The organism is Burkholderia sp. BC1 (assembly GCF_052683555.1).
Genome location: NZ_JBQYLP010000077.1, coordinates 1 through 26558 on the forward strand (window position 1 = coordinate 1; position 26558 = coordinate 26558).

General features: G+C 68.4%; 26 protein-coding genes and 2 pseudogenes. 14 read left to right on the top strand and 14 right to left on the bottom strand.

Features of this window, described 5'->3' with window-relative positions:
- Positions 1 to 94 precede the first annotated feature (94 nt).
- The 7 genes and pseudogenes from ACSHSS_RS25895 to fdhD form a co-directional block, all read right to left on the bottom strand.
- A complete protein-coding gene (locus ACSHSS_RS25895; protein WP_373421993.1) occupies positions 95 to 292 on the bottom strand; it encodes a hypothetical protein in 198 nt (65 codons plus the stop codon).
- A pseudogene (locus ACSHSS_RS25900) lies at positions 287 to 441 on the bottom strand (sulfite exporter TauE/SafE family protein); the annotation flags it as partial. The gene ACSHSS_RS25895 and the pseudogene ACSHSS_RS25900, both read right to left, overlap by 6 nt.
- 1 nt (position 442) lies before the next feature.
- Entirely contained in the window at positions 443 to 700 is a 258-nt protein-coding gene (gene moaD / locus ACSHSS_RS25905) for a molybdopterin converting factor subunit 1 (RefSeq protein ID WP_006414714.1), read from the bottom strand.
- A gap of 5 nt (positions 701 to 705) precedes the next feature.
- The gene (locus ACSHSS_RS25910) at positions 706 to 1269 is read right to left on the bottom strand and encodes a molybdenum cofactor biosynthesis protein MoaE (protein WP_006414715.1); all 564 of its coding nucleotides are present in this window, start codon (positions 1267 to 1269) and stop codon (positions 706 to 708) included.
- A 45-nt stretch (positions 1270 to 1314) separates the two neighbouring features.
- Positions 1315 to 2439, bottom strand: a complete 1125-nt coding sequence (gene moaA, locus ACSHSS_RS25915) for a GTP 3',8-cyclase MoaA (protein WP_043281223.1) — start codon at positions 2437 to 2439, stop codon at positions 1315 to 1317.
- 160 nt (positions 2440 to 2599) lie between these two features.
- Positions 2600 to 3814: a molybdopterin molybdotransferase MoeA gene (locus ACSHSS_RS25920; RefSeq protein ID WP_043281224.1), complete on the bottom strand. Its 1215-nt coding sequence runs from the start codon at positions 3812 to 3814 to the stop codon at positions 2600 to 2602.
- Positions 3811 to 4653 carry a formate dehydrogenase accessory sulfurtransferase FdhD gene (gene fdhD, locus ACSHSS_RS25925; RefSeq protein WP_006414716.1) on the bottom strand — a complete coding sequence of 281 codons (843 nt, stop codon included), beginning with the start codon at positions 4651 to 4653 and terminating at the stop codon, positions 3811 to 3813. The genes ACSHSS_RS25920 and fdhD overlap by 4 nt, the downstream gene beginning before the upstream one ends.
- 421 nt (positions 4654 to 5074) lie before the next feature.
- Here fdhD and ACSHSS_RS25930 point away from each other — a divergent pair, with 421 nt between their 5' ends.
- From ACSHSS_RS25930 to ACSHSS_RS25940, 3 genes are all read left to right on the top strand, one after another.
- Positions 5075 to 6472, top strand: coding sequence for a cytochrome ubiquinol oxidase subunit I (locus tag ACSHSS_RS25930; protein ID WP_048995086.1), 1398 nt, complete (start codon positions 5075 to 5077; stop codon positions 6470 to 6472).
- A 3-nt stretch (positions 6473 to 6475) separates the two neighbouring features.
- Positions 6476 to 7483 (top strand): cytochrome d ubiquinol oxidase subunit II, encoded by a 1008-nt coding sequence (gene cydB / locus ACSHSS_RS25935; protein WP_006414720.1) that lies wholly within the window; start codon positions 6476 to 6478, stop codon positions 7481 to 7483.
- A 102-nt stretch (positions 7484 to 7585) separates the two neighbouring features.
- Positions 7586 to 8506 carry a bestrophin family protein gene (locus ACSHSS_RS25940; RefSeq protein WP_006414711.1) on the top strand — a complete coding sequence of 307 codons (921 nt, stop codon included), beginning with the start codon at positions 7586 to 7588 and terminating at the stop codon, positions 8504 to 8506.
- Between the two features lie 53 nt (positions 8507 to 8559).
- On the opposite strand, the gene ACSHSS_RS25945 is transcribed toward ACSHSS_RS25940, so the two are convergent.
- Positions 8560 to 8715, bottom strand: coding sequence for a hypothetical protein (locus ACSHSS_RS25945; RefSeq protein WP_153259939.1), 156 nt, complete (start codon positions 8713 to 8715; stop codon positions 8560 to 8562).
- A gap of 412 nt (positions 8716 to 9127) precedes the next feature.
- Here ACSHSS_RS25945 and ACSHSS_RS25950 point away from each other — a divergent pair, with 412 nt between their 5' ends.
- The 4 genes from ACSHSS_RS25950 (at position 9128) to argE (ending at position 12836) form a co-directional block, all read left to right on the top strand.
- Positions 9128 to 10453: a flavin-containing monooxygenase gene (locus ACSHSS_RS25950; RefSeq protein WP_006414713.1), complete on the top strand. Its 1326-nt coding sequence runs from the start codon at positions 9128 to 9130 to the stop codon at positions 10451 to 10453.
- A gap of 103 nt (positions 10454 to 10556) precedes the next feature.
- Complete coding sequence (locus ACSHSS_RS25955; RefSeq protein WP_006414729.1) at positions 10557 to 11006, top strand: RidA family protein; 450 nt, start codon at positions 10557 to 10559, stop codon at positions 11004 to 11006.
- Positions 11003 to 11680 carry a DUF1028 domain-containing protein gene (locus ACSHSS_RS25960; RefSeq protein ID WP_006414728.1) on the top strand — a complete coding sequence of 226 codons (678 nt, stop codon included), beginning with the start codon at positions 11003 to 11005 and terminating at the stop codon, positions 11678 to 11680. Before ACSHSS_RS25955 ends, ACSHSS_RS25960 begins: the two co-directional genes overlap by 4 nt.
- Complete coding sequence (gene argE, locus ACSHSS_RS25965) at positions 11673 to 12836, top strand: acetylornithine deacetylase (RefSeq protein ID WP_006414712.1); 1164 nt, start codon at positions 11673 to 11675, stop codon at positions 12834 to 12836. Before ACSHSS_RS25960 ends, argE begins: the two co-directional genes overlap by 8 nt.
- A gap of 54 nt (positions 12837 to 12890) precedes the next feature.
- Here the strand turns inward: argE and ACSHSS_RS25970 are convergent, their stop codons facing one another.
- Positions 12891 to 13814, bottom strand: a complete 924-nt coding sequence (locus tag ACSHSS_RS25970; RefSeq protein WP_006398860.1) for a LysR substrate-binding domain-containing protein — start codon at positions 13812 to 13814, stop codon at positions 12891 to 12893.
- Between the two features lie 224 nt (positions 13815 to 14038).
- Here ACSHSS_RS25970 and ACSHSS_RS25975 point away from each other — a divergent pair, with 224 nt between their 5' ends.
- Positions 14039 to 15460: a purine-cytosine permease family protein gene (locus tag ACSHSS_RS25975; RefSeq protein ID WP_012217844.1), complete on the top strand. Its 1422-nt coding sequence runs from the start codon at positions 14039 to 14041 to the stop codon at positions 15458 to 15460.
- 70 nt (positions 15461 to 15530) lie between these two features.
- Here the strand turns inward: ACSHSS_RS25975 and ACSHSS_RS25980 are convergent, their stop codons facing one another.
- The 5 genes from ACSHSS_RS25980 to ACSHSS_RS26000 form a co-directional block, all read right to left on the bottom strand.
- Positions 15531 to 17810, bottom strand: a complete 2280-nt coding sequence (locus ACSHSS_RS25980; RefSeq protein WP_048995168.1) for an FdhF/YdeP family oxidoreductase — start codon at positions 17808 to 17810, stop codon at positions 15531 to 15533.
- Between the two features lie 175 nt (positions 17811 to 17985).
- Positions 17986 to 20847 (bottom strand): ATP-dependent Clp protease ATP-binding subunit, encoded by a 2862-nt coding sequence (locus ACSHSS_RS25985; RefSeq protein WP_105854104.1) that lies wholly within the window; start codon positions 20845 to 20847, stop codon positions 17986 to 17988.
- Between the two features lie 626 nt (positions 20848 to 21473).
- Positions 21474 to 21743, bottom strand: a complete 270-nt coding sequence (locus tag ACSHSS_RS25990; RefSeq protein WP_006413082.1) for a hypothetical protein — start codon at positions 21741 to 21743, stop codon at positions 21474 to 21476.
- A 102-nt stretch (positions 21744 to 21845) separates the two neighbouring features.
- A complete protein-coding gene (locus ACSHSS_RS25995; RefSeq protein ID WP_006398867.1) occupies positions 21846 to 22661 on the bottom strand; it encodes a family 1 encapsulin nanocompartment shell protein in 816 nt (271 codons plus the stop codon).
- The gene (locus tag ACSHSS_RS26000) at positions 22658 to 23728 is read right to left on the bottom strand and encodes a Dyp-type peroxidase (protein WP_039226381.1); all 1071 of its coding nucleotides are present in this window, start codon (positions 23726 to 23728) and stop codon (positions 22658 to 22660) included. Before ACSHSS_RS26000 ends, ACSHSS_RS25995 begins: the two co-directional genes overlap by 4 nt.
- Positions 23729 to 24136: 408 nt before the next feature.
- Between ACSHSS_RS26000 and ACSHSS_RS26005 the strand changes: the two genes are divergently transcribed.
- From ACSHSS_RS26005 to ACSHSS_RS26030, 6 genes and pseudogenes are all read left to right on the top strand, one after another.
- Positions 24137 to 24466, top strand: coding sequence for a helix-turn-helix domain-containing protein (locus ACSHSS_RS26005; RefSeq protein ID WP_006413081.1), 330 nt, complete (start codon positions 24137 to 24139; stop codon positions 24464 to 24466).
- A gap of 31 nt (positions 24467 to 24497) precedes the next feature.
- Positions 24498 to 24950: a phosphate-starvation-inducible protein PsiE gene (locus ACSHSS_RS26010; protein ID WP_043280603.1), complete on the top strand. Its 453-nt coding sequence runs from the start codon at positions 24498 to 24500 to the stop codon at positions 24948 to 24950.
- A gap of 74 nt (positions 24951 to 25024) precedes the next feature.
- Entirely contained in the window at positions 25025 to 25216 is a 192-nt protein-coding gene (locus tag ACSHSS_RS26015) for a hypothetical protein (RefSeq protein WP_048995348.1), read from the top strand.
- 100 nt (positions 25217 to 25316) lie between these two features.
- Entirely contained in the window at positions 25317 to 25772 is a 456-nt protein-coding gene (locus tag ACSHSS_RS26020; RefSeq protein WP_035956274.1) for a DUF1269 domain-containing protein, read from the top strand.
- A gap of 13 nt (positions 25773 to 25785) precedes the next feature.
- Positions 25786 to 26057 (top strand): annotated as a pseudogene (locus ACSHSS_RS26025) (hypothetical protein).
- 305 nt (positions 26058 to 26362) lie between these two features.
- A partial coding sequence (locus tag ACSHSS_RS26030; protein WP_445545718.1) for a GntR family transcriptional regulator occupies positions 26363 to 26558 on the top strand: 196 nt, incomplete at its 3' end.

Consider the following 26558-nt stretch of genomic DNA (forward strand, 5'->3'; position numbering starts at 1 on the left):
CAGCCCGTGGTCGCCCGAAATCGAGCAGGCCGTGATTACGGTCGGCAAGCTGGCCGCCGGTTGCGTGCGCTGACGGTCGCGCGGCGCGAGCCGCTCAGCGCAGCGACCACACGCCCCAGATCGCGATCAGCAGGCCGACGCCGAGGCCGCAGCCGAGCAGCAGGTAGGTTTCCATGTCGAATCTCTGAAGTGGCACGATGCCGGCGATGCGGCCGGCCTGCGCATCGTACGCTTGCGAGCTTTCAGAACCCATGCGCACGCGCTGCCGGATCGCGCTCGCGTGCGGCAGCACGACGCGGCGAAACAGCGTCGGCAACATGCGGTCGCGCAGCGCCGCACGACCTGCATGCCGGCGATCGCGGGCAGGCTCGCGGCGGCCGAGATCGCAAGGTCCGCGGCGCGCGCGTGCGCGGCGCCGCTGAACGTCGCGATCAGCCTGACGTCAGCCGCCCGTCACGGGCGGAAAGAACGCGACCTCGCTGTCGTCGCGGACGACGAAGTCGCCCGTCACCATCTCGAGATTCACGGCGGCCCGCACGGGCCGGTCCATCCGCAGTGCGTCGGCGCTGCGCGCATCGCGCGCAGCCAGCGTGCCGCGCAGCGCGTCGACCGTGAGTTCGCTTGTATCGATGTCGACGGTTTCCTCGTCGACCTGCAGCTGTTCGCGAATGCTCGCGAAGTACTTGATCGTCAGTTTCATGTCGTTCAGCCCCAGCGACGCATCGCCTGATCGTCGAGCGCCTTCGCTTCGACCCAGCCCGACGCGCCGTCCTGCCGGATCTCCTTCTTCCAGAACGGCGCGTGCGTCTTCAGGAAGTCCATCAGGAATTCGCATGCGTCGAACGCGGCCGCGCGATGGGCGGCCGCGACGACGACGAGCACGACCGGATGGCCGAGCGGAATGCGCCCGACGCGATGCACGATTCTGACCGTCTCGAGCTGCCAGCGAGCGGTCGCTTCTTCGACGATGCTCCAGAGCGCCTGCTCGGTCATCGTCGGATAGTGTTCGACTTCGAGCGCGACGACGTCGTCGATGTCGCCTTCGTTGCGCACGACGCCGAGAAAATTCACGACCGCACCGACATGCGGATTGCGCACGATCGGCGCAAGCTCGACACCCGCATCGATCGGCTGATACTGCACGCGCACTTCGAAACCGGCGGCGATCGCCGGCAGCGGCGCGCCGTGCGGCACGGCCGTTTCAGGCGGATGTTCGCCGCGCAGCGGATCGTCGGGCGGTTCGGCGTGGGGTTCGGTGAAGGTCGTCATGACGGTTCTCCAGGAAGCGATCGGCCGGCATCGCGCGGCGGCGTGTCAGCCGCCGACGAGCGACATGCGCACGGTCGGATAGGGATGGCGCGGCGTGCGGGCGGCACGCGCGGCGCGTTGCTCGGATGCGCGGTCGCCGCGCTGCGTCCAGCGCGCGCGAACGGCGGCGGCGAGGCCGTCGAGCGGCGTCGCATCGTCCAGCCAGGGCCGCAGATCGGTGCCTTGCGTCGCGAACAGGCAGGTGTACAGCGTGCCGTCGGCCGACACGCGCGCACGCGAACACGTGCCGCAAAACGGATGCGACACGCTTGCGATGAAGCCGACTTCGCCGCCGCCGTCGACATGACGGCAGCGGATCGCGGTCGCGTCGTGCGCGGGCCCGCCGACGGTGACGAGCGGATACTCGGCGTCGATCAGCTCGCGCATCCGCGCAGCCGTCACGACCTTGTCGTGCGACCACCCGTAGGCGCCGCCGACGTCCATGTATTCGATGAAGCGCACGCTCACGCCCGTATGACGGAAGTGGCGCACGAGCGGCAGGATCTGATCGTCGTTCGCGCCGCGCTCGATCACCGCATTGACCTTCACGGGCGCGAGGCCCGCGGCCTGCGCGGCTTCGATGCCGGCCAGCACGCGCGACACGGGTACGTCGGCATCGCTCATCCGGCGAAACACGGCGTCGTCGAGCGCGTCGAGGCTGACGGTCACGCGCGTGAGCCCGGCATCGCGCAGCGTGCGCGCTTTCGCGGCGAGCAGTGCGCCGTTCGTCGTGAGCGCGAGTTCGACCGGGCGGCCGTCGACGGTCGTCAATACGGCGAGCCGTTCGATCAGCGTTTCGAGGTGGCGGCGCAGCAGCGGCTCGCCGCCGGTGATCCGAATCTTTTCGACGCCGAGCGACACGAACGCGCGCGCGATCCGTTCGAGCTGCGCGAACGAGAGCCGGTCGGCCGGCGGCATGAATGCATAGTCCGAGCCGAAGATCTCGCGCGGCATGCAGTAGCCGCAACGGAAGTTGCATCGATCGATGACGGACAGCCGCAAGTCGCGCAGCGGGCGGTCGAGCGTGTCGACCGTGCGGAGGAGGGCGTCGGACGCTGCGTCGCCAAACACGGCGGCGCCGGCCGGCGCGGCGGAAACGATGGCGTTCACGATCGGTTCGTCGGCCTGCATCGGGTGAGCGGGGCGGCGTCGCGGTGCGGTTGCGTGCGGATGCACGGGCCGCGGCGAGCCTCCTCGTGAGGATAGTGCGCGCGCGTCGGCCGGCAGAGGCACAATCGCACGCGAAATGCAGGGATACAGTTCGCGTCGGCGGACGCTGCGCGCAGCATGGTCATGCGAGCCAGCGCGCGAAGTCGTAATACGGTACGGGCTCGCCGCGCGCGATCCGTTCGCCGGCCGGCACGCGCGCGAGACCACTCGCATGCGCGAGCGAGTTCAGCGTGCCGGCGCCCTGCTGCCGCAGCGCATCGAGCAGCGGCAGCCCGTTCGGCGCGACGTCGCAGCGCACGCGGATGAAGCGCTCGCGTTGCGGATCGGATTCGACGTCGATGTCGAGCGGCAGCGACGGCACGACCGGCAGCCGCTCGGCGCGCCCCTGCAGCCGGCGGATCAGCGGCGCGACGAAGAGCGCGAACGCGGTCGTCGCGGCGCCCGGATTGCCGGGCAGCAGCACGACCGGCCGCGCATCGAGTCGCGCGAGCGCGACGGGCTTGCCGGGCTTCATCCGCACGCCCGACACGACGAACGCCGCGCCGAGCGCGTTCAGCGTGCCGCGCAGCAGATCCTTGTCGCCGACCGACGCACCGCCGACGCACACGACGAGCTCGCAGCGTGCATGCAGGTCGCGCAACGCGCGCTCGACGGCGTCTGCGGTGTCCTGCGCATGCAGGTTCGCGACGACGGCCGCGCCGGTGCCCGCGACCAGCGCGGCGAGCATCGGCGCATTGCTGTTGTAGATCTGTTGCGGCGCACGCGGCGCGCCGCACGCGACGAGTTCGTCGCCCGTCGTCAGAATGCCGACCCGCAGCGGCGGGCGCACGTCGAGCGCCGACACGCCTTGCGCGGCCGCGACGCCGACGTGCATCGCGCCGAGCCGGACGCCGGCCGGGATCAGCAGATCGCCCGCGCGCAGTTCCTCGGCGCGGCGCCGGATATGCGTGCCGGCGCGCGGCGGGGCGTCGAACGTCACGCAGCCGTCGCGCTCGTGCGCGTGCTCCTGCATCACGACCGTGTCGGCGCCGGCCGGAATCGGCGCGCCCGTGAAGATCCGCGCGGCCGTGCGCGGCGCGAGCGGCGCCGGCGCATCGCCCGCATAGCAGCGCTGCGCGATGCGCAGCGGCTCGGCGCCGGCGAGATCGGCGGCGCGTACGGCGTAGCCGTCCATCGCGCTGTGATCGACGGGCGGCTGATCGAGCGACGCGAACAGCGGCGCGGCCAGGATGCGGCCGACCGCATCGGCGAGCGGCACGGTCACGGCCGCATCGAGCGGCGCGAACGCGGTCGCGAAATACTGCTGGGCGGTATCGAAATCGAGCAAGGGTTTCATCGCGACAGGGTGGAAAGGGTGGCGGCCGGCGACACGTATTCGACGAAGCCGTCGTTGCGGCAGAAGCCGAGGAGCCGGATGCCGGCTTCGCGCGCGACGTCGATCGCGAGCGAGGTCGGCGCGGAGATCGTCGCGAGCATCGGTATCCCGACGCGCGCAGCCTTGCGCACGAGTTCGTAGCTCGCGCGGCTCGACAGGAACACGAAGCCTGCGCCGAAGTCCGCGCGGCGGCGTGCGAGACAGCCGATTAGCTTGTCGAGCGCGTTGTGACGGCCGACGTCCTCGAACACGTCGAGCACGTTGCCGTCGCGGTCGCACCACGCGGCCGCGTGGATGCCGCCCGTCACGTGCATCAGCGTCTGCCGCGCCGGCAGCGTGCGCGCGGCGCGCGCGACGGCGTCCGCACCGATGTCGGCCGCGCTGCCGGCGGCCGCGATGCGCGGCGGATGCAGATCGAGCTGGGCGATGCTTTCGATGCCGCACACGCCGCAGCCGGTGCGGCCGGCAAGGGCGCGGCGGTGTGCCTTCAGCGCCATGAACGCCTGCTGCGACACGGTCAGCTGCACTTCGGCGCTGCCGGTCCGGTACACGGTGTCGATGTCGAATACGTCCGACGCGCGCTCGACGATACCTTCGCTGAGCGCGAAGCCGACGCCGAACGCGTCGAGATCGATCGGCGTCGCCATCATCACGGTATGCGCGATGCCGTTGAACACGAGTGCAACGGGGCATTCGTCGACGACGCGATCGACGACGCGCTGCGACGCACCGGCACGATGACGCGTCACATGACAGCCGATGCTGCCGGCCGGCGCTTCGTCGCGAACGCAGGATTCCATACGGGTTTCTCCAGTCGAATCGGCCGGCCTGCCGGCCGCGTCCCGCGCGCTGTGCCGGACGACGGAAACGGGCCTGCCGCGGCGCCGCGCCGCGTCGCGCAGCCGTGCCGGGCGGGCTTTGGAAACGATCTTAAGGGCGTTCGGCGCAGCTGCGTGTGCACAGCGCGGCGGCACGGAAAGCAGTACAGCTGGCGCCCGTCTGCACGTGCAACTGGTTTTCCGTGTACACATCTTCGGCGACGCGGCGAGCACAGTTTCGATGCACGCGAGAGCGATTGCGAGTATCGTTCGAAACGCGCTATCGTCATTCACGCTTCGATGCCGTGCGACGTGGTCCAGCTGCGCTCGTACATGCCATCGAGCCGTCGCGCGATTTCCAGTTTCGGGCGCACGTCCTCACAACCACGAGCACATTACGATCATGGAAATCTTCGATGCGTTCCATCTCGCACGCTTGCAGTTCGCGTTCACGGTGTCGTTCCACATCGTGTTCCCCGCGATCAGCATCGGCATGGCGAGCTTCCTCGCGGTGCTGGAATGGCGTTATCTCGTCACCGGCGACGCGGCCTACAAATCCATGTTCCAGTTCTGGTCGAAGATTTTCGCGATCGGCTTCGGGATGGGCGTGGTCTCCGGCGTCGTGATGGCCTACGAGTTCGGCACGAACTGGTCGGGCTTCTCGCGCATCGCGGGCAACATCACGGGGCCGCTGCTTACCTACGAGGTGCTGACCGCGTTCTTCCTCGAAGCGGGCTTTCTCGGCGTGATGCTGTTCGGCTGGCAGCGCGTGAGCCCGCGCGCGCATTTCTTCGCGACGCTGATGGTCGCGGTCGGCACGCTGATCTCGACGTTCTGGATCCTCGCGTCGAACAGCTTCATGCAGACGCCGCAAGGCTACCGGATCGAGAACGGCCTCGTCGTGCCGGTCGACTGGCTCAAGGTCGTGTTCAACCCGTCGTTCCCGTATCGCCTCGTGCACATGACGATCGCCGCGTTCATCGTCGCGGGCTTCATCGTCGCCGCGTGCGGCGCATGGCATCTGCTGAAGGGGCGCCGCGACGAACCGGTCAAGCGCAGCTTCTCGATGGCGCTCTGGATGCTGCTGCTCGCGCCGATCCAGATCGTCGTCGGCGATGCGCACGGCCTCAACACGCGCGAGTATCAGCCGGCGAAGATCGCGGCGATCGAAGGGCTCTGGGAGACCGAGAAGGGCGGCACCGCGCTGAACCTCGTCGGCCTGCCCGACATGCAGGCCGAGACGACGCGCTATGCGATCCAGGTGCCGCACCTCGGCAGCCTGATCCTCACGCACAGTTGGGACGGCGAAATTCGCGGGCTGAAGGAATTCGCGCCGCAGGATCGTCCGTATTCGCCGGTCGTGTTCTGGACCTTCCGGATCATGGCGGGGCTCGGGATGCTGATGCTGCTGACGGCGCTGCTCGGGCTGCTGCTGCGCAAGGGCGGGCGCCTCTATGAAACGCGCTGGTTCCAGTGGTTCGTGCTCTGCATGGGGCCGTCGGGCATCGTCGCGCTGCTCGCGGGCTGGATCACGACCGAAGTCGGCCGGCAGCCGTGGACCGTATACGGCGTGCTGCGCACAATCGATTCGGTGTCGCCGCTCACCGCGCAGCAGGTCGGCGTATCGCTGCTGGTGTTCGTCGTCGTGTATTTCCTCGTATTCGGAACGGGCATCTATTACATGATGAAACTGATGAAGCACGGGCCGGCCGCGCAGGCCGGGTATATCGAGCTCCACCGGCATCCGGGCTTGCGCAATCGCGCCTTGTCGACGCCGCTGGATACGGCCGAAGCGGAGTAAAGCATGCAAATCGATCTTCCTGTCGTGTGGGCCGCGATCATCGGCCTCGGCGTGTTCCTCTACGTGATGCTCGACGGCTTCGATCTCGGCATCGGTCTGCTGTTTCCGTTCTTCGACGCGAAAGCCGAGCGGCAGGTGATGCTCGACACGGTCGCGCCGGTGTGGGACGGCAACGAGACGTTCCTCGTGCTCGGCGGCGCAGGCTTGTACGGCGCGTTTCCGGTCGTGTATTCGACGCTGCTGCCGGCCAACTACCTGCCGCTGATCCTGATGGTGGTCGGGCTGATCTTCCGCGGGGCGGCATTCGAGCTGCGCGCGAAGGCGAACCGCACGCAGCACATGTGGGATCTCGCGTTCATGGGCGGCTCCGCGCTGGCCGCGTTCTGCCAGGGCATCGTGCTCGGTTCGCTGCTGCAGGGCATCCGGATCGAGAACAACCATTTCGTGGGCGGCCCGTTCGACTGGCTGTCGCCGTTCAGCCTGTTCTGCGGGATCGGCGTGCTCGTCACGTATGCCACGCTCGGCTGCGGCTGGCTGATCCTCAAGGTCGACGGCGAGCTGCAGCGCAAGATGCGCGAGCTGATGAAGCCGCTGACGGCCGTGCTGCTCGGCGTGATGGCCGTCGTCAGCCTGTGGACCGTGATCGGCCTGCCGGCCGTCGCGCATCGCTGGTTCGGCAGCGGCAATCTCGGCTGGTTCCTGCCGGTGCCGGTGCTCGTCGTCGCGTGCGTCTGGGGCATCTTCCACACGGTGAAGCACCGGCACGAGGCCACGCCGTTCCTGCTGACGCTCGCCATCGTGTTCCTCGGCTATACGGGGCTCATCATCAGCATCTGGCCGAACATCGTGCCGCCCTCGCTGTCGATCTGGGATGCGTCGTCGAGCCATTCGAGCCAGCTGTTCGCGCTCGTCGGCACGGTGATCGTGCTGCCGGTGATCCTCGTCTACAACGCGATGCAGTATCGCGTGTTCCGCGGCAAGGTGCGCGAGGGCGACATCGGTTATCACTGAGCGGCGCAAGCCGGCACGGAACGGAAGAGCGGCCCGCCCAGCGCGGGCCGTCGCGCATCGCAGGATGCCCGCGCGCACGCGCGGTCAGTCGGAATACTCACCATGATCGTCAGACCAAGACAAAACTGGCTCAGGATGCTGTTCGTATGGAACGGCTCCGTGCTTCAATCGATCATTCCGCAACTCGCTTTCATGGCGATCGTCAGCACGCTGGCGGTCTTCACGAACGGGCGCATCTTCGGCGAGAAGATTCCGCTGAACACCGCGCCGTTCACGCTGTTCGGGCTCGCGCTCGCGATCTTCCTCGCGTTTCGCAACAACGCGAGCTTCGAGCGCTTCAAGGAGGCGCGGCTGCTGTGGGGCAATCTGCTGATCGCCGCACGCGCGCTGACGTCGCAGATGCGGCGCTATCTGCCCGACAGCGTCGACGACGCGCAGCGCAATCGGCTCGCCGACTGGCTGATCGCGTTCACCTATGCGCTGAAGCACGAGCTGCGGCACACCGATCCGCTGCCGGACCTCGAGCGCATCCTCGGCGCCGAGCGTGCGGGCCTGCTCGCGCGCAAGGCGTACCGGCCCGTCGCGATCCTCGACCTGTTGCGCGGCGAGCTCGTGCACGCGCTCGGCCGCACGCCGGGCAGCGAGACGATCTGCTGGATGTTCGACGCGCAGCTCGATGCGCTCGGCAAGACGGTCGGCGGCTGCGAACGGATCCTCTCGACGCCGATCCCGTTCTCGTACAGCGTGCTGCTGCATCGCACGGTGTATGCGTATTGCGTGCTGCTGCCGTTCGGCCTCGTCGATTCGACCGAATTCTTCACGCCGCTGATCTGCGTGTTCATCTCGTACACGCTGATTGCGCTCGAGGCGATCGCGAACGAGGTGGCCGAGCCGTTCGGGCTCGCGCCGAATGCGCTCGCGCTCGACGCGATGACGCGCACGATCGAGCGCTCGGTGCTCGAGCTGGGCGAGCGCGACTTGCCGGAAGAGTATGTGCCGGCGTCGACGTACCAGATCACGTAACGGCGTGCTCCCGCGCGCGCGTCGTGCGTCGCGCCGCGGCGCGATTCAGAGATTCAACGCAGCGTCGACTCCATCGCGAGCCGCGCGATCTCGGCGGACGGCCACATCAGATAAAGCAGCGCCGCCATCGACAGCAGCGCGCATGCGCGCGCGACGAGTGCGCGGTCGAGCCGGTGCAGGGTGCGGAGGTACTGCATCAATTTCTTCATGTTGCTGGCGCGGGCGCGCGGTTCCGGCGGTTGGTGCAAAGGGGCCGGACCGGCGCGCGGCGGTGTGACGATCAGGAAAACGACGCGCATCGTACCAGTTCCGCGCGGCGAAGACCGTCAACGATTGTCGGTCCGCACGCCGTGAATCGGGGACCGTTGCGCGTGCAACGGGCTGCACGGCGTTTCGTCTGAACATTGCGCGAGACCGACGAACGCGATCGCCCGAGACGGCCGCGCGCACGGCCCGGCGCGCGCGCCCGCCTGTCAAGGCCGTCCCGCAGGGCCAGCTTTTTTCTCGCCAACGACGACAAAAAACCTCATTTCGCGCCGCGCGGCGCGTCAGCAGAATGTCTCCATTCGAACTCGCGCGAGCGCCGGTGCCGCGCGGGCCGCACTTCAGAAGGAGACAGACGTGACAGTCGAAACAACCGCAATCGATACGCTGGTGGTGGGCGCCGGCCAGGCCGGCGTGGCCATGAGCGAGCACCTCGGCAAGCTCGGCGTGCCGCATCTCGTGCTCGAGCGCGACCGCATCGCCGAGCGCTGGCGCACCGCGCGCTGGGATTCGCTGGTCGCGAACGGGCCCGCGTGGCACGACCGCTTTCCGGGGCTCGAGTTCGACGGCCTCGATCCCGACGCGTTCGCATCGAAGGATCAGGTCGCGGACTACTTCGAAGCCTATGCGCGCAAGATCGGCGCACCGATCCGCACCGGCGTCGAAGTGACGAGCGTCGTGCGCCAGGCGGGCAAGCCGGGCTTCGTCGTCGAGACCTCGGCCGGCCGCATCGACGCGATGCGCGTGGTGGTCGCGACCGGCCCGTTCCAGCGTCCGGTGATTCCGCCGATCGCGCCGCGCGACGCGCGTCTCACGCAGATCCACTCCGCCGACTATCGCAATCCCGCGCAACTGCCGGACGGCGGCGTGCTCGTGGTCGGCGCCGGCTCGTCGGGCGTGCAGATCGCCGACGAACTGCAGCGCGCGGGCCGCCGCGTCTATCTATCGGTCGGCCCGCACGATCGCCCGCCGCGCGCGTATCGCGGCCGCGACTTCTGCTGGTGGCTCGGCGTGCTCGGCGAATGGGACAAGGAAGTCGCGACGCCCGGCCGCGAACACGTGACGATCGCGGTCAGCGGCGCGCGCGGCGGCCACACGGTCGATTTCCGTGCGCTCGCGAACCAGGGCGTGACGCTGGTCGGGATGACGCGCGCGTTCGACGGCGTCGTCGTCGCATTCGAAGCGGATCTCGCCGCGAATCTCGCGCGCGGCGACGCGAACTATCTCGCGCTGCTCGACGCGGCCGACGCGTACGCGGCACGCAACGGCCTCGATCTGCCCGAGGAGCCCGAGGCGCGCTGCATTCTGCCCGATCCCGACTGCGTCACGCATCCGCTTGCGACGCTCGACCTCGCGGCGGCCGGCGTCACGTCGATCGTCTGGGCGACCGGCTACGCGGTCGACTACGGCTGGCTGAAGGTCGACGCGTTCGCGGAGAACGGCAAGCCGCAGCATCAGCGCGGCGTGTCGAAGGAGCCCGGCATCTATTTCGTCGGCTTGCCATGGCTGTCGCGACGCGGATCGAGCTTCATCTGGGGCGTGTGGCACGACGCCAGGCACATCGCCGACCACATCGCGACCCAGCGCAAATATCTCGACTACCACACGGGCGCGCAGCGTCGTGCGGCGCAGGACGCCGGCACGGCGCCGGCCGCGTGCCCGCTCGCGGACGCGCTGAGCTGAACGCCACTCAGCGTCGCCGCCCGATTTCACGCGCCCGCCGCACGAATGCGCATCGCGCACGGCGGGCGTTTCATCCGACACGAGACCCGAACGAAGGACACCGATGAGCGAACCGACCCATACCCGCATCCGCATGTTCAACACGCGCGACACCTATCCGAACCAGTCGCTCGACAACGATCTGTGCCAGGCCGTGCGTGCCGGCAATACCGTCTACGTACGCGGCCAGGTCGGCACCGATTTCGACGGCAATCTGATCGGTCTCGGCGATCCGCGCGCGCAGGCCGAGCAGGCGATGAAGAACGTCAAGCAGCTGCTCGAGGAAGCGGGCAGCGACCTCACGCATATCGTGAAGACGACGACGTACCTGACCGACCCGCGCTACCGCGAGCCGGTGTATCGCGAAGTCGGCAAGTGGCTGAAGGGCGTCTATCCGATCTCGACGGGCCTCGTCGTATCGGCGCTCGGCCAGCCGCAATGGCTGATGGAAATCGACGTGATCGCGGTGATTCCCGACAACTGGCAGCCGAACCGCACGCAGGAGGCGGCATGACGTTCTCGATCGTCGGGCGCTGCCCGGAGACGGGGCAGCTCGGGATCGCGATCAGCTCGTCGAGCATCGCGGTCGGTGCGCGCTGTCCGTGGGTGCGTGCGGGCGTCGGCGCGGTCGCGACGCAGAACGTCACGCTGCCGGCGCTCGGCCCGCAGATCCTCGACCGGATCGAGCGCGAGCAGTGCGCGCCGGGCACGGCGCTCGACCGCGCGTTGAGCGCGAACGGCTGGAGCCAGTACCGGCAGGTCACGGTGATCGACGGGCAGGGGCGCACCGCGTGCTTCACGGGCAGCGAGGCGCTCGGCACGCACCACGCGGCGACCGGCGAGCAGTGCGTCGCGGCCGGCAATCTGCTCGCGTCGACCGGCGTGATCGATGCGATGGTCGAGGCCTTCGAGCGTGCGCACGGGCTGCTCGCCGATCGGCTGCTTGCCGCGATGCACGCGGCGGTCGCGGCCGGCGGCGAGGCGGGACCCGTGCATTCGGCCGCGCTGCAGGTGGCCGGCGATCTGACCTGGCCGATCGTCGATCTGCGCGTCGACTGGGCCGACACGGCGCCGATCGCGCAGCTCGATGCGCTGTGGCGCGCGTACCGTCCGCAGATGCACGACTACCAGACGCGCGCGCTGGACCCGACCGCCGCGCCGCGCTACGGAGTGCCCGGCGATGAGTGACGGAGCGAGCCGCGCGCTGCTCGAACGGCTGATCGGCTTCACGACGGTCAGCCGCGATTCGAATCTGGCGATGATCGATTTCATCCGCGACTATCTGCGCGGCTTCGGGATCGAGAGCGAACTGTTCTACAACGCCGAGCGCACGAAGGCGAGCCTCTACGCGACGATCGGCCCGCGCGGCGGCGGCGGGATCGCGCTGTCCGGCCATACCGACGTCGTGCCGGTCGACGGACAGGCCTGGACCGTCGATCCGTTCCGGCTCACGGAACGCGACGGTCGCCTGTACGGACGCGGGACCGCCGACATGAAGGGCTTCATCGCGTCGGTGCTCGCCGCGGTGCCCGCGTTCGTCGCGCAGCCGCTGCGCGAGCCCGTGCATCTCGCGTTTTCGTACGACGAGGAGATCGGCTGCGTCGGCGTGCGGCCGATGCTCGAGGCGCTCGCGCAGCGCGCGGATCGCCCGCGCCTTTGCGTGATCGGCGAGCCGACCGAGCTGAAGCCGGTGCTCGGCCACAAGGGCAAGCTTGCGATGCGCTGTCACGTGAAGGGCGCGGCCTGTCATTCGGCTTACGCGCCGTCGGGCGTGAACGCGATCCACTATGCGGCGAAGCTGATCGGCCGGCTCGGCGAGATCGGCGACACGCTCGCGCGTCCCGAGCATCGCGACGGCCGCTTCGATCCGCCGTTCTCGACCGTGCAGGCCGGGCTGATCGACGGCGGGCGCGCCCTGAACATCGTGCCGGCCGAATGCACGTTCGACTTCGAAGTGCGTGCGCTGCCGGGCTTCGACGCAGAGAACGTGCCGCGCGCGCTGCAGGACTATGCGCAAACGGAACTGCTGCCCGCGATGCGCGCGGTGCAGCCCGATACCGACATCCGGCTGCAGCCGCTCGGCGCCTATCCGGGCCTCGCGACCGCGCGCGACAGCGACGCCGCGCGGCTGCTCGCGATGCTGACCGGCTCGGACGCGTTCGGCACCGTCGCGTTCGGCACCGAAGGCGGGCTGTTCGGCGCGGCCGGCATTCCGGCCGTGGTCTGCGGGCCGGGCAGCATGGATCAGGGGCACAAGCCCGACGAATTCGTGACGCTCGCGCAGCTGCACGGCTGCGATGCGATGCTCGCGCGGCTGGCCGCGCATCTCGCGCAAGGCGCTTGATGCACCGACGTTCCGGCGCGCCGACATGCCGGCGCTCGAGCGCGGCGCCGCGCGCTAGCGAGGCGGCGCCGCGTGGATCTGTGCGAGCCGTTCGCGGCTGAACTCGACGAACGCCTGCGCCTGCTTGGTCAGCTGCCCGCGCTTGAGCCGCGCGCTGACGAGCCCCGACGGGCTGACCGTTTCGCTGATGCCGATCGTCACGACGCGGCGGCCGTCGTACGTGTATTCCGAATGCGGGCGCGTGACGAGCAGCGAGAACCCGAAGCCCTGGCCGACCATCCCGCGCACCATCTCGATCGACGGCGACGCGAACACGATGTTCGGCGTGAGCCCCAGTTCGTGAAACAGGCTGACGAAGTAGGTGCGGCTCGGCTGCACGTCGAGCAGGATCATCGGCTCGACGCTCAGGTCGTGCAGCGACACCTGCGCCTGGCTCGCGAAGCGGTGGTTTTCCGGCAGCAGCACGTACGGCTGCTGCGGCGGCATCAGCGGCTCGGTCTCGATCGTCGCGTCGAGATCGTGATCGTAGAGAAACGCGAGATCGAAGCTGCCGGCCGTCAGTCCCTGCACGAGTTCCTGCTGATCGCCGTCGCGCAGCCGGATGTCGACGCCCGGATAGCGCTCGCGAAAGCCTGCGATCAGCTGCGGCAGATACAGCGGCGCGACCGTCTCGAAGCAGCCGATGTCGATCTGGCCGGACACGACGTCGTTGTCCGCGAGCGCGTTCTGTTCGAATTCGCGCGCGATGCGCAGCAGTTCCTGCGCCTTCCGGTAGAAGCGCGTGCCGCTCGGCGTCAGCGACACGCCCTGCGCGTGATGGCGGATGAACAGCATCACGCCGAAGCTCTCCTCCAGACCCTTGATCGCGCTGGAAATCGACGGCTGCGCGATGAACAGCTGGCGCGACGCCTCGGCGACGCTGCCGGCCTCGACCGTCGTCACGAAGTATTTCAACTGCCGCAAAGTGTAGTGAGCCACGAAGCACCTCTATCGCTGGGCCTGGCGCCGCGCGGGGGCGGCGGTTCCAGGATGTCGGGGTAGCACCATACCCGAACAATTCCGCGGCCGCGATCGTCGCTGCAGAGCTTTTTCATATGGCTCGGAAATATTTTTAGTATTTTCCGGTCGCCGCGCGCGTGGCGCACCATCGTCTCCGACATCGACCGCGCCGGCACCCGCCGCGCTGCACAGGAGATATCATCATGACGACCGCGGACCGCAACGCGTCCCCAATGATAGAGAAGCATACGATCGGCTACGTGCCGCCCGCAGACCGGCACGGCAAGGTGCGCGATCTGTTTACGCTCTGGTTCGGCGGCAATATCGCGCCGCTGCCGATCGTGACGGGCGCGCTCGGCGTGCAGATCTTTCATCTGAACCTGATGTGGGCGATCGTCGCGATCGTCGTCGGCCAGGCCGTCGGCGGCGTGCTGATGGCGCTGCATTCCGCGCAGGGGCCGCAGATGGGCATCCCGCAGATGATCCAGAGCCGCGCGCAGTTCGGCTCGTGGGGCGCGCTGCTCGTGACGGTCATCGCGGCCGTCATGTACGTCGGCTTCTTCGCGTCGAACATCGTGCTCGCCGGCAAGTCGGTGCACGGCATTGCGCCGGCCGTGCCGGTGCCGGTCGGCATCGTGATCGGCGCGGTCGGCTCGGGGCTGATCGGCATCGTCGGCTACCGGTTCATCCATATCCTGAACCGGATCGGCACGTGGGTGCTCGGAATCGGCATCGCCGTCGGCTTCTGGATGATCCTGTCGCACGTGAGCACCGACGATTTCTTCACGCGCGGCGGCTTCAACTTCGCGGGCTGGCTCGCGACGGTATCGTTGTCCGCGCTCTGGCAGATCGCGTTCGCGCCGTACGTGTCGGACTATTCGCGCTATCTGCCGGAGAACGTCGGCGTCGCGTCGACGTTCTGGGCGACCTATCTCGGCTGCGCGATCGGCTCGACGCTCGCGTTCATCTTCGGCGCGGTCGCGGTACTCGCGGTGCCGGCCGGCGCCGACACGATGGACGCGGTCAAGCAGGCGACGGGCGCGCTCGGCCCGCTGATGCTCGTGCTGTTCCTGCTGAGCGTGATCAGCCACAACGCGTTGAACCTCTACGGTGCGGTGCTCGCGGTCATCACGTCGGTGCAGACGTTCGCATACCGGTGGATTCCGACCGCGAAGGCGCGCGCGGTGCTGTCGGTCGTGATTTTCGTGGCGTGCTGCTACGCGGCGATCGGCGCGTCGACGAACTTCATCGGCCACCTCGTCGATCTCGTGCTCGCGCTGCTCGTCGTGCTGGTGCCGTGGACCGCGATCAACCTGATCGACTTCTACGTGATCCACAAGGGGAAGTACGACATCAAGTCGATCTTCCTCGTCGACGGCGGCATCTATGGACGCTTCAATCCGCAGGCGCTGCTCGCCTATGCGGTCGGGATCGTCGTGCAGATCCCGTTCATGAACACGCCGATGTATGCAGGGCCGATTCCCGCGCATCTCGGCGGTGCGGATCTGTCGTGGCTGGTCGGCCTCGTGCTGACCTCGCCGCTGTACTACTGGCTCGCGACGCGCGACAGCGCGTATCGCCGCAAGCAGACGGCCGCGTCGCTGCCGTCGAGCGCCGCGCGCTGAGCCGGGCGCGCGACGCGGGCGGCAAGCGCTGCGCGGCCGGCGCACGGCATGCCGCGCGCCGGCCCGCCGCTCAGACGGTCGCCGAGCGCACGACGCGCACCGGCACCGACTTGTACGACGGCGTGCCGCTTTCCTTGTCGATATAGTCGAGCGGCACGAGCACGTTCGCTTCCGGGTAGTACGCACCGACCGAACCGGGCGCGATGTCGTACTCGATCGCGGTGATCTTCTCGAGACGCAGCGTGCGGCCGGACGCGCTGATCGTCTCGATGTCGACGAGGTCGCCGTGCTCGAGACCGTACTTCTCGAGATCCGCCGGATTCATGAACAGCACGTCGCGCCGCCCGAACACGCCGCGATAGCGATCGTCGAGCCCGTAGATCGTCGTGTTGTACTGGTCGTGACTGCGCAGCGTGATGAGCCGCAGCACCTGCTCGCCGCCGAGCACTTCCGCGTCTTCCGCGACGCCCTTGTACACCGAGAACATCGCCTTGCCGGTCGGCGTCGGCCACACGCGTTCGGTCGGCGGCAGCGGCAGCCGGAAGCCGCCCGGCGTGCGGATCCGTTCGTTGAACGCTTCGAAGCCGGGAATCGTGCGGTCGATCAGATCGCGGATCCGGTCGTAGTCGGCGATCAGGTCGAGCCACGCGACCTTGCTGTTCGGCAGCGTCGCATGCGCGATGCCGGCGACGATCGCGGGCTCCGAGCGCAGATGCTCGGAGGCCGGCTTCAGCTTGCCGGCCGACGCATGGACCATCGACATCGAATCCTCGACCGTCACCGACTGCGGGCCGCCGGCCTGCACGTCGAGCTCGGTGCGCCCGAGCACCGGCAGGATGTAGGTCTCCTTCGCGACGAGCAGATGCGAGCGGTTTAGCTTCGTGCCGAGATGCACGCTCAGATCGAGCTTCGACATCGCGGGGAACGACTGCTCGGGATCGGGCAGCGCGACCGCGAAATTGCCGCCGAGACAGAGCAGCGCCTTCGCGGTGCCGTCGATCATCGCCTGCATGGCCTGCACCGCGTCGTGACCGTGATGCGACGGCGGCGTGAAGCCGAACACGTCCTCGAGCTTCTTCAGGAACTCGGCGGACGGCTTTTCGGTGATGCCGACCGTGCGGTTGCCCTGCACGTTCGAATGGCCGCGCAGCGGACAGATGCCGGCGCCCGGCTTGCCGATGTTGCCGCGCAACAGCAGCAGATCGGCAATCAGCCGCACGTTTGCGGTGCCCTTGTTGTGCTGCGTGACGCCCATCCCGTAGGTGACGATCGTCGCGTTCGACTTCGCATAGGCGAGCGCCACCTGTTCGAGCTGCGTCTGGCTGAGCCCGCTCGCATGCTCGATGTCGTCCCACGACGTCGCCTCGAGATCGGCCGCGAACGCGTCGAAGCCTTCGGTGTGCTGCGCGATGAACGCGCGATCGAGCATGTCGCCGCGCTCGGCCTCGAGCTGCAGCAGCGCCTTCATGATGCCCTTCAGCGCGGCCGCGTCGCCGCCCGCATCGACCTGGTAATACGTCGATGCGATCCGCGTCGAACCGAACGACGCCATCTCGATCATGTCCTGCGGATCGGCGAAGCGTTCGAGCGCGCGTTCGCGCAGCGGATTGAAGACGATGATCGGCACGTGGCGGCGCGCGCATTCGTGCAGCGTGCCCATCATCCGCGGATGGTTGGTGCCCGGGTTGTGGCCGATCGAGATGATCAGCTCGCACTGGTCGAAATCCTCGAGCGACACGGTGCCCTTGCCGATACCGATCGACTGCGGCAGCCCGACGCTCGTCGGCTCGTGGCACATGTTCGAGCAGTCGGGGAAGTTGTTCGTGCCGAGTTCGCGCGCGAACAGCTGATACAGGTACGCGGCCTCGTTCGAGGCGCGGCCCGACGTGTAGAACTCGATCTGCTCGGGCGGCAGCGCGCGCAGCACTTCGCCGATGCGCGCGAACGCGTCGTCCCATTCGACCGCGCGGAACGTGTCGGTCGCGCGATCGTAGACGAGCGGGTGCGTGAGCCGGCCCATGTTCTCGAGCTCGTAGTCGGACATGCGCAGCAGCGACGAAACCGTATTCGCCGCGAAGAATTCGGGCGTCACGCGCTTGGTCGTCGCTTCCCACGTGACGGCTTTCGCGCCGTTCTCGCAGAACTGGAACGTCGACTTGTGCTCCTTGTCCGGCCATGCGCAGCCGGGACAGTCGAAGCCGTCCGGCTGGTTGGTGCGCATCAGCGTGATCGGTGCCTCGATGGTCTCCATCTGCGTGCGGACGGCCTCGGCTGTCGCGCGAAGCGCGCCCCAACCGCCGGCGGGCCCGTCGTACTTCCTGATGCCTGGCACTTCGCGTCGATTTGTCATGTGATTCTCCATCCGCTGCGCCGCGTTGCGGGCAGCCCGGGTTGCGCCGTGCGACGGCGGGGACGTCTGCGCCCGGCGGACGCAGACGGTCATGCGCGCCCCGATGTCGGGCCGCGCGGGTTCATGGGCGGCCGGTGCGCGCGGCGACGTGCCGCCGCGCGCACCGGCCGAGGCTTCACGGTGCGTCCTTCTTCGCGCCGGACGATTTCTTGCCGGACTTCTTCGCGGGCGGCGGTGCCTCGGCCGGCGCGCCATCGCTCGCGCCGGCCTCGCCGTCGGGCCGGCCGTCGGCCGCAGCGGCGCTGCCGTTGCCCTTCGCGCTGCCGTTGCCGGCCTGCTTGGCGGTCTTGGCGTCCTTGCCGTCCTTCGCCTCGGCCGGCGGCAGCTTGTTGAACGTCACTTCGCCGCGGTCCTTGTCGTAGTCGACCTCGACGCGATCGCCCGACTTCAGCGCGTCCGCGAGGATTTCCTTCGCGAGCCGCGTCTCGATCGTCTGCCGCACCTGACGCTTCAGTTCGCGCGCGCCGAATTCCGGCTGATAGCCCGCTTCGGTCAGATGCTCGATCAGCGATTCGCCCATCACGAGCTGGATGTCCTGCGCGGCCGCGGTGCGTACGACGCGATCGAGCTGGATCTGCACGATCGAGCGGATGTTCTCCTTCGACAGCGCATGGAACACGATCACTTCGTCGATCCGGTTCAGGAACTCGGGGCGGAAGTGGCCTTTCAGCACCTGCATCAGTTCTTCGCGGATCGCCTTGTCGGTCTTGCGCGCGGCTTCCGGCTGCGTGAGGTTGTCCATGATGATCGCCGCGCCGAGGTTGCTCGTCGCGATGATGATCGTGTTGCTGAAGTCGACGACGCGTCCCTTGCCGTCGGTGAGCCGGCCGTCGTCGAACACCTGCAGCAGCACGTTGTAGACGTCCGGATGCGCCTTCTCGATCTCGTCGAGCAGGATCACGCTGTACGGGCGGCGCCGCACGCGCTCGGTCAGCTGACCGCCTTCGTCGTAGCCTACGTAGCCGGGCGGCGCGCCGATCAGCCGCGCGACCGCGTGCCGCTCCATGTATTCGGACATGTCGATCCGGATGATCGCCTGCTCGTCGCCGAACACGCTTTCGGCGAGTGCCTTCGCAAGCTCGGTCTTGCCGACGCCGGTCGGCCCGAGGAACAGGAACGTCGCGATCGGCCGATGCGTCTGGCCGAGCCCCGCGCGCGACAGGCGCACCGCATCGCTGACCGCGACCACCGCGTCGTTCTGTCCGACCACGCGCTCGCGCAGCTGCTCTTCCATCTTGAGCAGCTTCTGACGCTCTTCCTGCGTGAGTTCGGACACCGGAATGCCGGTCAGCCGCGAGACGACTTCGGCGACCGATTCGACCGTGACCTCGAGCGTCTCGGAGCCGGTCTTGCGCTGCCACGCTTCCATCTTCTCGTCGAGCGCCTTCTGTTTCGCGTTGATCTGTTCTTCGAACTGTTTTGCCTCGTCGAAGCGCTTGCGCGAGGTCGCGTAGTCCTGCTCGCGCTTGAGCTGCGCGATCTGCGCTTCGTCTTCCTGGATGTCGACCGGGCGCGAGGTCGCGCCGATCCGCACGCGCGCGGCCGCCTGATCGATCAGGTCGATCGCCTTGTCGGGCAGAAAGCGCGAGGTGATGTAGCGGTCCGCGAATTCGGCGGCCGCGACGAACGCGTCGTCGGAGAACGTGACCTGATGGTGCGCTTCGAGGCTGTCGCGCAGCCCGCGCAGGATCACGATCGTCTGCTCGACGCTCGGCTCCGGCACGAACACGGGCTGGAAGCGCCGCTCGAGCGCCGCGTCCTTCTCGATGTACTTCTGGTATTCGTTCAGCGTCGTCGCGCCGATCAGGCTCAGCTCGCCGCGCGCGAGCGCGGGCTTGAGCACGTTCGCGATGTCGAGCCCGCCTTCGCCGCCGCCTTGCCCCGCGCCGACGATCGTATGCAGCTCGTCGATGAACAGGATGAGTTCGTCCTGCTTCGCGGTGACTTCGTCGATCAGCTGCTTCGCGCGCTCCTCGAACTCGCCGCGGTATTTCGCGCCGGCGACCATCGAATTGATGTTGACCTCGACGAGGCGCTTGCCGCGCAGCACTTCCGGCACGTCGCCGTTGACGATCCGCTGCGCGAGCCCTTCGACGATCGCCGTCTTGCCGACGCCCGGCTCGCCGATCAGCACGGGGTTGTTCTTCTTGCGGCGCGCGAGCACCTCGATCGCGCTTTCGATTTCCTGCGCGCGGCCGAGCACGGGGTCGAGCTTGCCCTGGCGCGCGAGCGCGGTCAGGTCGCGGCCGAACCTGTCGAGATTCGGCGTGCCGGTCGGCGTGTCGACGCGGCCGTCTTCGGCGCCCTTGCCGACGACCTTCACGACCTTCTGGCGCAGCGCCTCGGGCGTCACGCCGTATTTCTTCAGCAGCGTGCCGGCGATGCTGTCCGGTACCGATGCGAGCCCGATCAGCAGATGCTCGGGCCCGATGTACGAATGGCCGAGATCGCGCGACGCCTGGAACGCGTACTGCACGGCCTTTTTCACGCGCGGCGAGATCGACAGCTTCTCGAGCGACTGGTCCGGATCGGCGTTGCCGGTGTGCGCATGTTCGTCGATGTAGGCCTTGATGTCCTGCGGCGACAGCTTCAGTTCCTTCAGCAGTGCCGCGCAAACGTCGGTGTCGGCGAGCGCGTACAGCAGGTGTTCGGTATCGAGTTCGTTGCGGCGCAGCTCGTGCGCCTTCTCGGCCGCGCGCTGCAGCAGCTCGAGCGTCTGCTCGCTGAACGCGTCGGTCGGGTCGACCGATTCGCGCGGGATTTCCGCGGCGAGCGGCGATGCTTCGTCGAGGCCGCCGAACAGCGACGACGGACCGCCGCCGAGCAGCGAGTCGAACGGATTCAGCATGCTCTGATGGCGCATCAGCTGCCGGAAGTGATAGTCGCAGATCGAGATCGTCTTGCGTTCGCCGTCCTGCATCACGGTGGCGCGCGCGACGGCGGGCCGGGCGTGACAGATGTCGCAAAGTGCGGGCATGGTGGTCTGGCTCCTGTCAATGAAAGTGGATCGAAGGGCGACGTCCCGATGCGCGGCGGCAACGGAACGTGCTGACCGCGACACGCGGCGCGGCGCGGCGGCGCGCGCTCGGCGCCCGTACCGTCGCGCAGCGCGCGACGCGGCAGCCGGCGACGGCGTTCGGCACCGCGTACGCGCGTGCTTCGTGGAGCCCGCGGCACGACTTCGACTGCGTTCAAAATAGCGAATCGCCGGAACCCATCCAAGACACAGTTCCGTGCCGGTCCGTCGGCAAATTGCACCCTCACATGCGCGCGAACGCGGGCCGCGAGGAGTACAGACGCGCGTGCGCGGCCCTGCACGGGCGGGCGCGGCGCAGGGCGAGGGGAAAGGCGGCGGCAGGCGGCGCGTGCGGCGCGCGCCGCGACCTCGGCGCGCAGCGCGCCGGGCGGCGGCGCTGCGCGGACGATGCGCGCCGGAAACCGCAGCGCGAGCGCGAGCGCGCGACGGCGCGCGGCGGCTGCGGTGGCCGGTGTGTCAGGGGCGGGCGCGCGGGCGGCGCAACCGCTGTGCGCCGCGCAAGCGGCGACGAAGAGGGCGGCTTGCATGGCGCGAGCCGGCCGGCGCTCGCGCGCGACGCGGCGGCGTCACGCGTCGAACGTCATCGCGAGCCGTTGTCGCGCGATCTGCTTGACGCGCGCGGACAACGCGGCGTCCGACAGACCGTCGGCCCATACGGAAAAGGAATCTTCGACCAGATTGCGCGTGTCGGGCGGCAGTTCGGCCAGCATCAGCGACACGACGGTGAACAGCACGGCGACCTCGGCCGTCTGGCTGCCGGCGTTGGCGTCGACGGTTTGCTTCAGCCCGTCGACGGCGGCTTGCAGCTTCTGCATTGCATCATTCGTATCGCTCATGATTCCCTCCATGCGGGATGGGTTCGATCGGCGACGAACGGGCGGCCGTCGTGCGGCCGCAAAGCGCGCGACGCCGGGCCGGCATCGCGCGCGGGCGGCGCATCAGGCGGCCGTGCCGGCGGCCGGCGCGACCGCGACCGACGCTTCGCTCGTCAGCATCAGGAACGTCAAGGTTTCGCGCAGATACAGGCGAACGACCTTGTCGGTGTGGCTCGCATAGCCGATCGACACGTCTTCGCCGAGATGAAGCTCGTAATCGCCGCCGCGCGTCGACAGCACGCAGCCGCCGCTGATCGCCGGCGCCCAGATGATCTCGCCGCTGACGATCCGCTTGATATGCTCGATGACCGGATAGCCCTGATCGCGCGCCTCGCTGAGCGCGGTATAGGCGTCGGCGCCGAGCAGCACCGAGTACGGGCCGTCGACGCCCGCGAGGCGCAGCGCCTCGAGCGCATCGCTGATGGCGTCCGGATAGGCGCCGACGTCGCTCGGCAGCGTGAGCTTGCGGTTCGACGTGCCTTCGCGGATCCCGACGATGCCGGCGGCCGGATAGCCGTCGAAGATCGCGCTGTCTTCCGCGAACGCGAGCCGCTGCGCGGCTTCCTTGGCCGCCTGCCAGTCGGCGTCGCGCGCACCGCGCTCGACGCTGTCGATCGCCGCGCGGTCGAGTTCGAACGGCACCGTCAGCTCGACGATCGTGCGCACCTCGCGCAGCCGCGCATCGACGTGCTCGCGCGGCGCCGCGACGTCGCGCAGGTGCCCGGTGCCGACGGCCGAGAGCTCGGGCCCCTTCGGGCCTTCGACGTCGACCACGCGGCGGCCGGCCACCGAACGCTTGAAGGTGCGCGCGACTTCTTCCTCGATTTGCTCCCAGGCGGCGCTGGAGATCGGTGCGAGTTCGCGGTGCAGATTGTTCATACGCTTTTGACTCCTTTGAGCGATCCGATTTTCAGCGAGCCGTCGCGGTGCGGCTCGTTCGATGACGGGGCGGGCGCGGCGGCCTCGGCGGCCTCGGCGGGCGCGGCGCGATCGGGCAGCGCGTCGAGCAGGTCGGCCGACGGCACGAAGAACAGCGAGCCGGTGACCGCGCGGCTGAAATCGAGCAGCCGGTCGTAGTTGCCCGGCGGGCGGCCGACGAACATATTCTCGAGCATCTGCTCGATCGGCGCCGGCGAGCGCGCATAGCCGATGAAATAAGTGCCGAATTCACCGGCGCCCGGCCGGCCGAACGGCATGTTGTCGCGCAGGATCTTCACTTCCTTGCCGTTCTCGTCGAGCGTCGTCAGCGAGCTGTGCGACGACGACGGCTTCACGTCCGGCGCCAGTTCGATGTCGGACAGCTTCGTGCGGCCGATGATGCGCTCCTGCGTCTCGACCGGCAGCGCGTTCCAGCCGGCCATGTCGTGCAGGTATTTCTGCACGATGACGTAGCTGCCGCCGGCGAACGCCGCATCCTCGTCGCCGATCACCGTGAAGTCGACCGCATCGCGGCCTTCCGGATTCTCGGTGCCGTCGACGAAGCCGATCATCGCGCGCTGATCGAAGTTGCGAAAGCCGTGCACTTCGTCGACGACGGTCACCGCATCGCCGAGCGCGGCGAGCAGTTGCGTCGCGAGCTCGAAGCAGAGGTCCATCGCATCGGCGCGAATGTGCAGCAGGATGTCGCCGGGCGTCGCGATCGCGACGCGCTGGCCGGCGCCGAATTCGCGGAACGGATGCAATGCCGCGGGACGCGGTTCGCCGAACAGCGCGTCCCATGCGTCGGAGCCGAAGCCGCAGACGCACGACAGGTTGCCGCCCGGCACGCGCTTGCCGACCGAGCGCACGAGCGCGGCGATGTCGCCGCACCATGAGCGGATCGTGTCGGCATGGGCGTCGCCGGGATTGATCGTCGCGACGAGAAAGATCGCGCTGCGCGTGATCGGACTGTGGACGGCCTGGGAGAGCGGGGGACGTGTTTCCATCGCGGCCTGCCGGTCAGTCATGTCGGGACGGACGGCGCGCGGCTGCCGCGGCGCGCGAACGGAAACGGATGAACTCGGTCATGCGACTGTTCTCTTGTATGACATGCGGATGAAACGCGCTGCGTACGGTCGCAACGCGCAATGCGGCGCAATCGCCGCGAATGCGGAACAGCGATGCACGCGGGCGCGGCGCATGCGCCCGGTGCGCGACGTTCGCTGCGCATCGCGCGGTCGAGCCTGCAATCTAGCAGCTTCGGCGAGTCTTTGGAACACGTATCGCCGATCTGTCCTGCGAATCCGCAAACCATGCACCGAATCCATCGTGCCGATGCGCGGCTGTACTCCTGCCGCACGCGCGGCTGTGCTCTTGTTTGTGCAGGTGGCGTGCAGTAGATTGGGTTCGCTCGGCCGCCGACGAGGAGCACGACGATGAATCTGCTTGAAGCGATGCGCATCTATGTTGCGGTGGTCGAGCACGGCGGGCTGCCCGGTGCGGCGTCCGAACTGAAGCTCGGCGCCGCGCACGTGAGCGACCGGATCGACGGCCTCGAACGCTATCTCGGCTGCCGTCTGCTGTTGCGCTGCGCCGATGACGGCGTCGCGTGCACCGATGCCGGCGTCGCGTTTCATCAGTGTTGCATTCGCACGCTGTCGGCCGTCGACGATGCGATGGCCGATGCCGGCATCCGGCCGCCCGACGCACACGTCGCCGAGGCGCGCCGCGCTGCGCCGCACGCGTTGCATGTGGCGCGTCGCTGAGCTGCGCGCGTTTTCCATCGAATCACGAAACATGCTGAATACGTCCACCGTCGCCTGTTCGCCTGCCGAGCGCATTCGCCGCCGCTTCGGCCATTTTCTTCATGCGGCCGAACTCGCGGGGCTGATCGTGATCGGTCTTGCGACCGCGTTCGCGATGGCTCAGGAGGCGTGGAAGGTCATGCTCGCGGGCGAGGTGTCGCTGACCGACCTGCTGCTGATGTTCCTGTATCTCGAAGTGCTCGCGATGGACGTGCGTTATCTGCGGCTCGGCCGCCTGCCGGTGCGGTTTCCGCTGTTCATCGCGATGACGTCGCTCGCGCGCGACCTGATCCTGCGCGGCGCGACCGACAGCCCGGAGCGCATGCTGATGACGACGTTCGGCATCGTGCTGCTCGCGCTCGGCGTGCTGATCCTCAGTTTCGGCCAGCACCGGTATCCGGCCGAAGTCGGCGACGTCGAGGACGATGTGCGTGCGAGCCGGTGAGCGACGCACGCGGAAGCTTTCGGTTGGCAAACGGCACGGCGTCGCGGCGCGACGCGCACGACGGAGGTTCACACATGACGACGAACCCGAACGACTTCGCACGCGCGATCGACTTGCAGCACGCGGCCGAGCAGGCGTACCGGCAGGCGCGCGCTGCGCGCGACGCGGCCGGCGCGCAGCCTGAACCGGCTGCGGCGATGCAGGCCGCGGCCGCACGCGCGTATGTCGACGCCGCACGCGCCCGCGAACGCGCAATCGGCATCTGAACGCACGCCGGCCGCGGCTGCTGCTTCGCGCCGGCCGGCAGGCGCCCGCGCCGAACCGTCGCACCGCGGCGGGGCGCGCCTTGCAAACGAGAGGGATCAGATGAGCAAGCAACTGATCGTTGCCGTATTCGGCAGCGCGGATCTGGCCCGACGCGCGGCGAACGATTTCGACGCGTTGTCGGAGAAGAACGAGGGATTCACGATCGACAACGGTGTCGTCGTCGAACGCGATGCGGCCGGCAAGCTCGCGGTGCTCGACGCCCAGGCGCGGCCGTTTCGCGGCGGCGCGATCGGCGCGATCGCCGGCGCGCTGCTCGGCCTGCTCGCGGGCCCGCTGGGCGTCGTGACGGGCTTCGCCGCCGGTGCGGGCGCGGGCGTGCTCGCCGATGCGGCGGGCAGCGCGCTGCTCGACGGCCGCTTCGTCGAATCGGTCGCGGCGACGCTCGCGCCCGGCAGCGCCGCCGTGATTCTCGAGGCGAAGGAAGCGACGCCGTTCTCTGTCGACAACGTCGTGACGGGATTCGGCGGCAAGGTGATGCGCCACGCGCTCGGCTGAGCGCGGCGCGTCGATGCATGCCGATCGCGAGGAAGCGATGCAGGTCGAACGGACATACCGGCGCTTTGACATCTCGGCGCGCTGTCGCCGCTGCCGGACAACCGCGCGATCGCGGCCGCCGACGTGAGCACCGACGATGCCGAACGCGTCGCCGATCTCGGCACCGGCCGGCTCCTGCAGATTCGCCAATGGGTCGAAGCGCTCGACGCGGCGCAACTGACGGTCGTCATCGACGCATGCAAGGTCGCGATCGGCCACGACGCGGACGACGTCGACGACGCGTGAGCGCACGCGTGCGCATCGCGCGGCAACGGAGGCGTCGCGCGGTGCGCCGATCTGTTCATTACACCCGATGAAATTCGCGTCGGCCCGCGAAACTGTCACTTACATTCGCCGAATTGACGCAGTAGGATGCCGATCCTTGTCACGATGGAATCCGCATTGCTACCCGCCTTCACTTACGGTACTGGACGATGCCCGAGCCCGCATGCCGCGGGCCGTGCGCGGCTTTCCGGCCGCGTGCGACGATGCAGGCGCGCGCCGCGCGCCGACGCGGGGCCCGTCCGATCATCGCCGACGAGGCGAGGCGGATGAAGCTCTACGAGAAGTTTGCGAACGACATCGAGAGACTCATTCGGCAAGGCGTGTACCGGCACGGCGATCGTGTGCCGTCGGTGCGGCAGGCAAGCCAGCAGCACCGGATCAGCATCACGACCGTGCTGCACGCGTACCTGTTGCTCGAAAGCCGCGGGTTGCTCGAAAGTCGGCCGCAGTCGGGCTACTTCG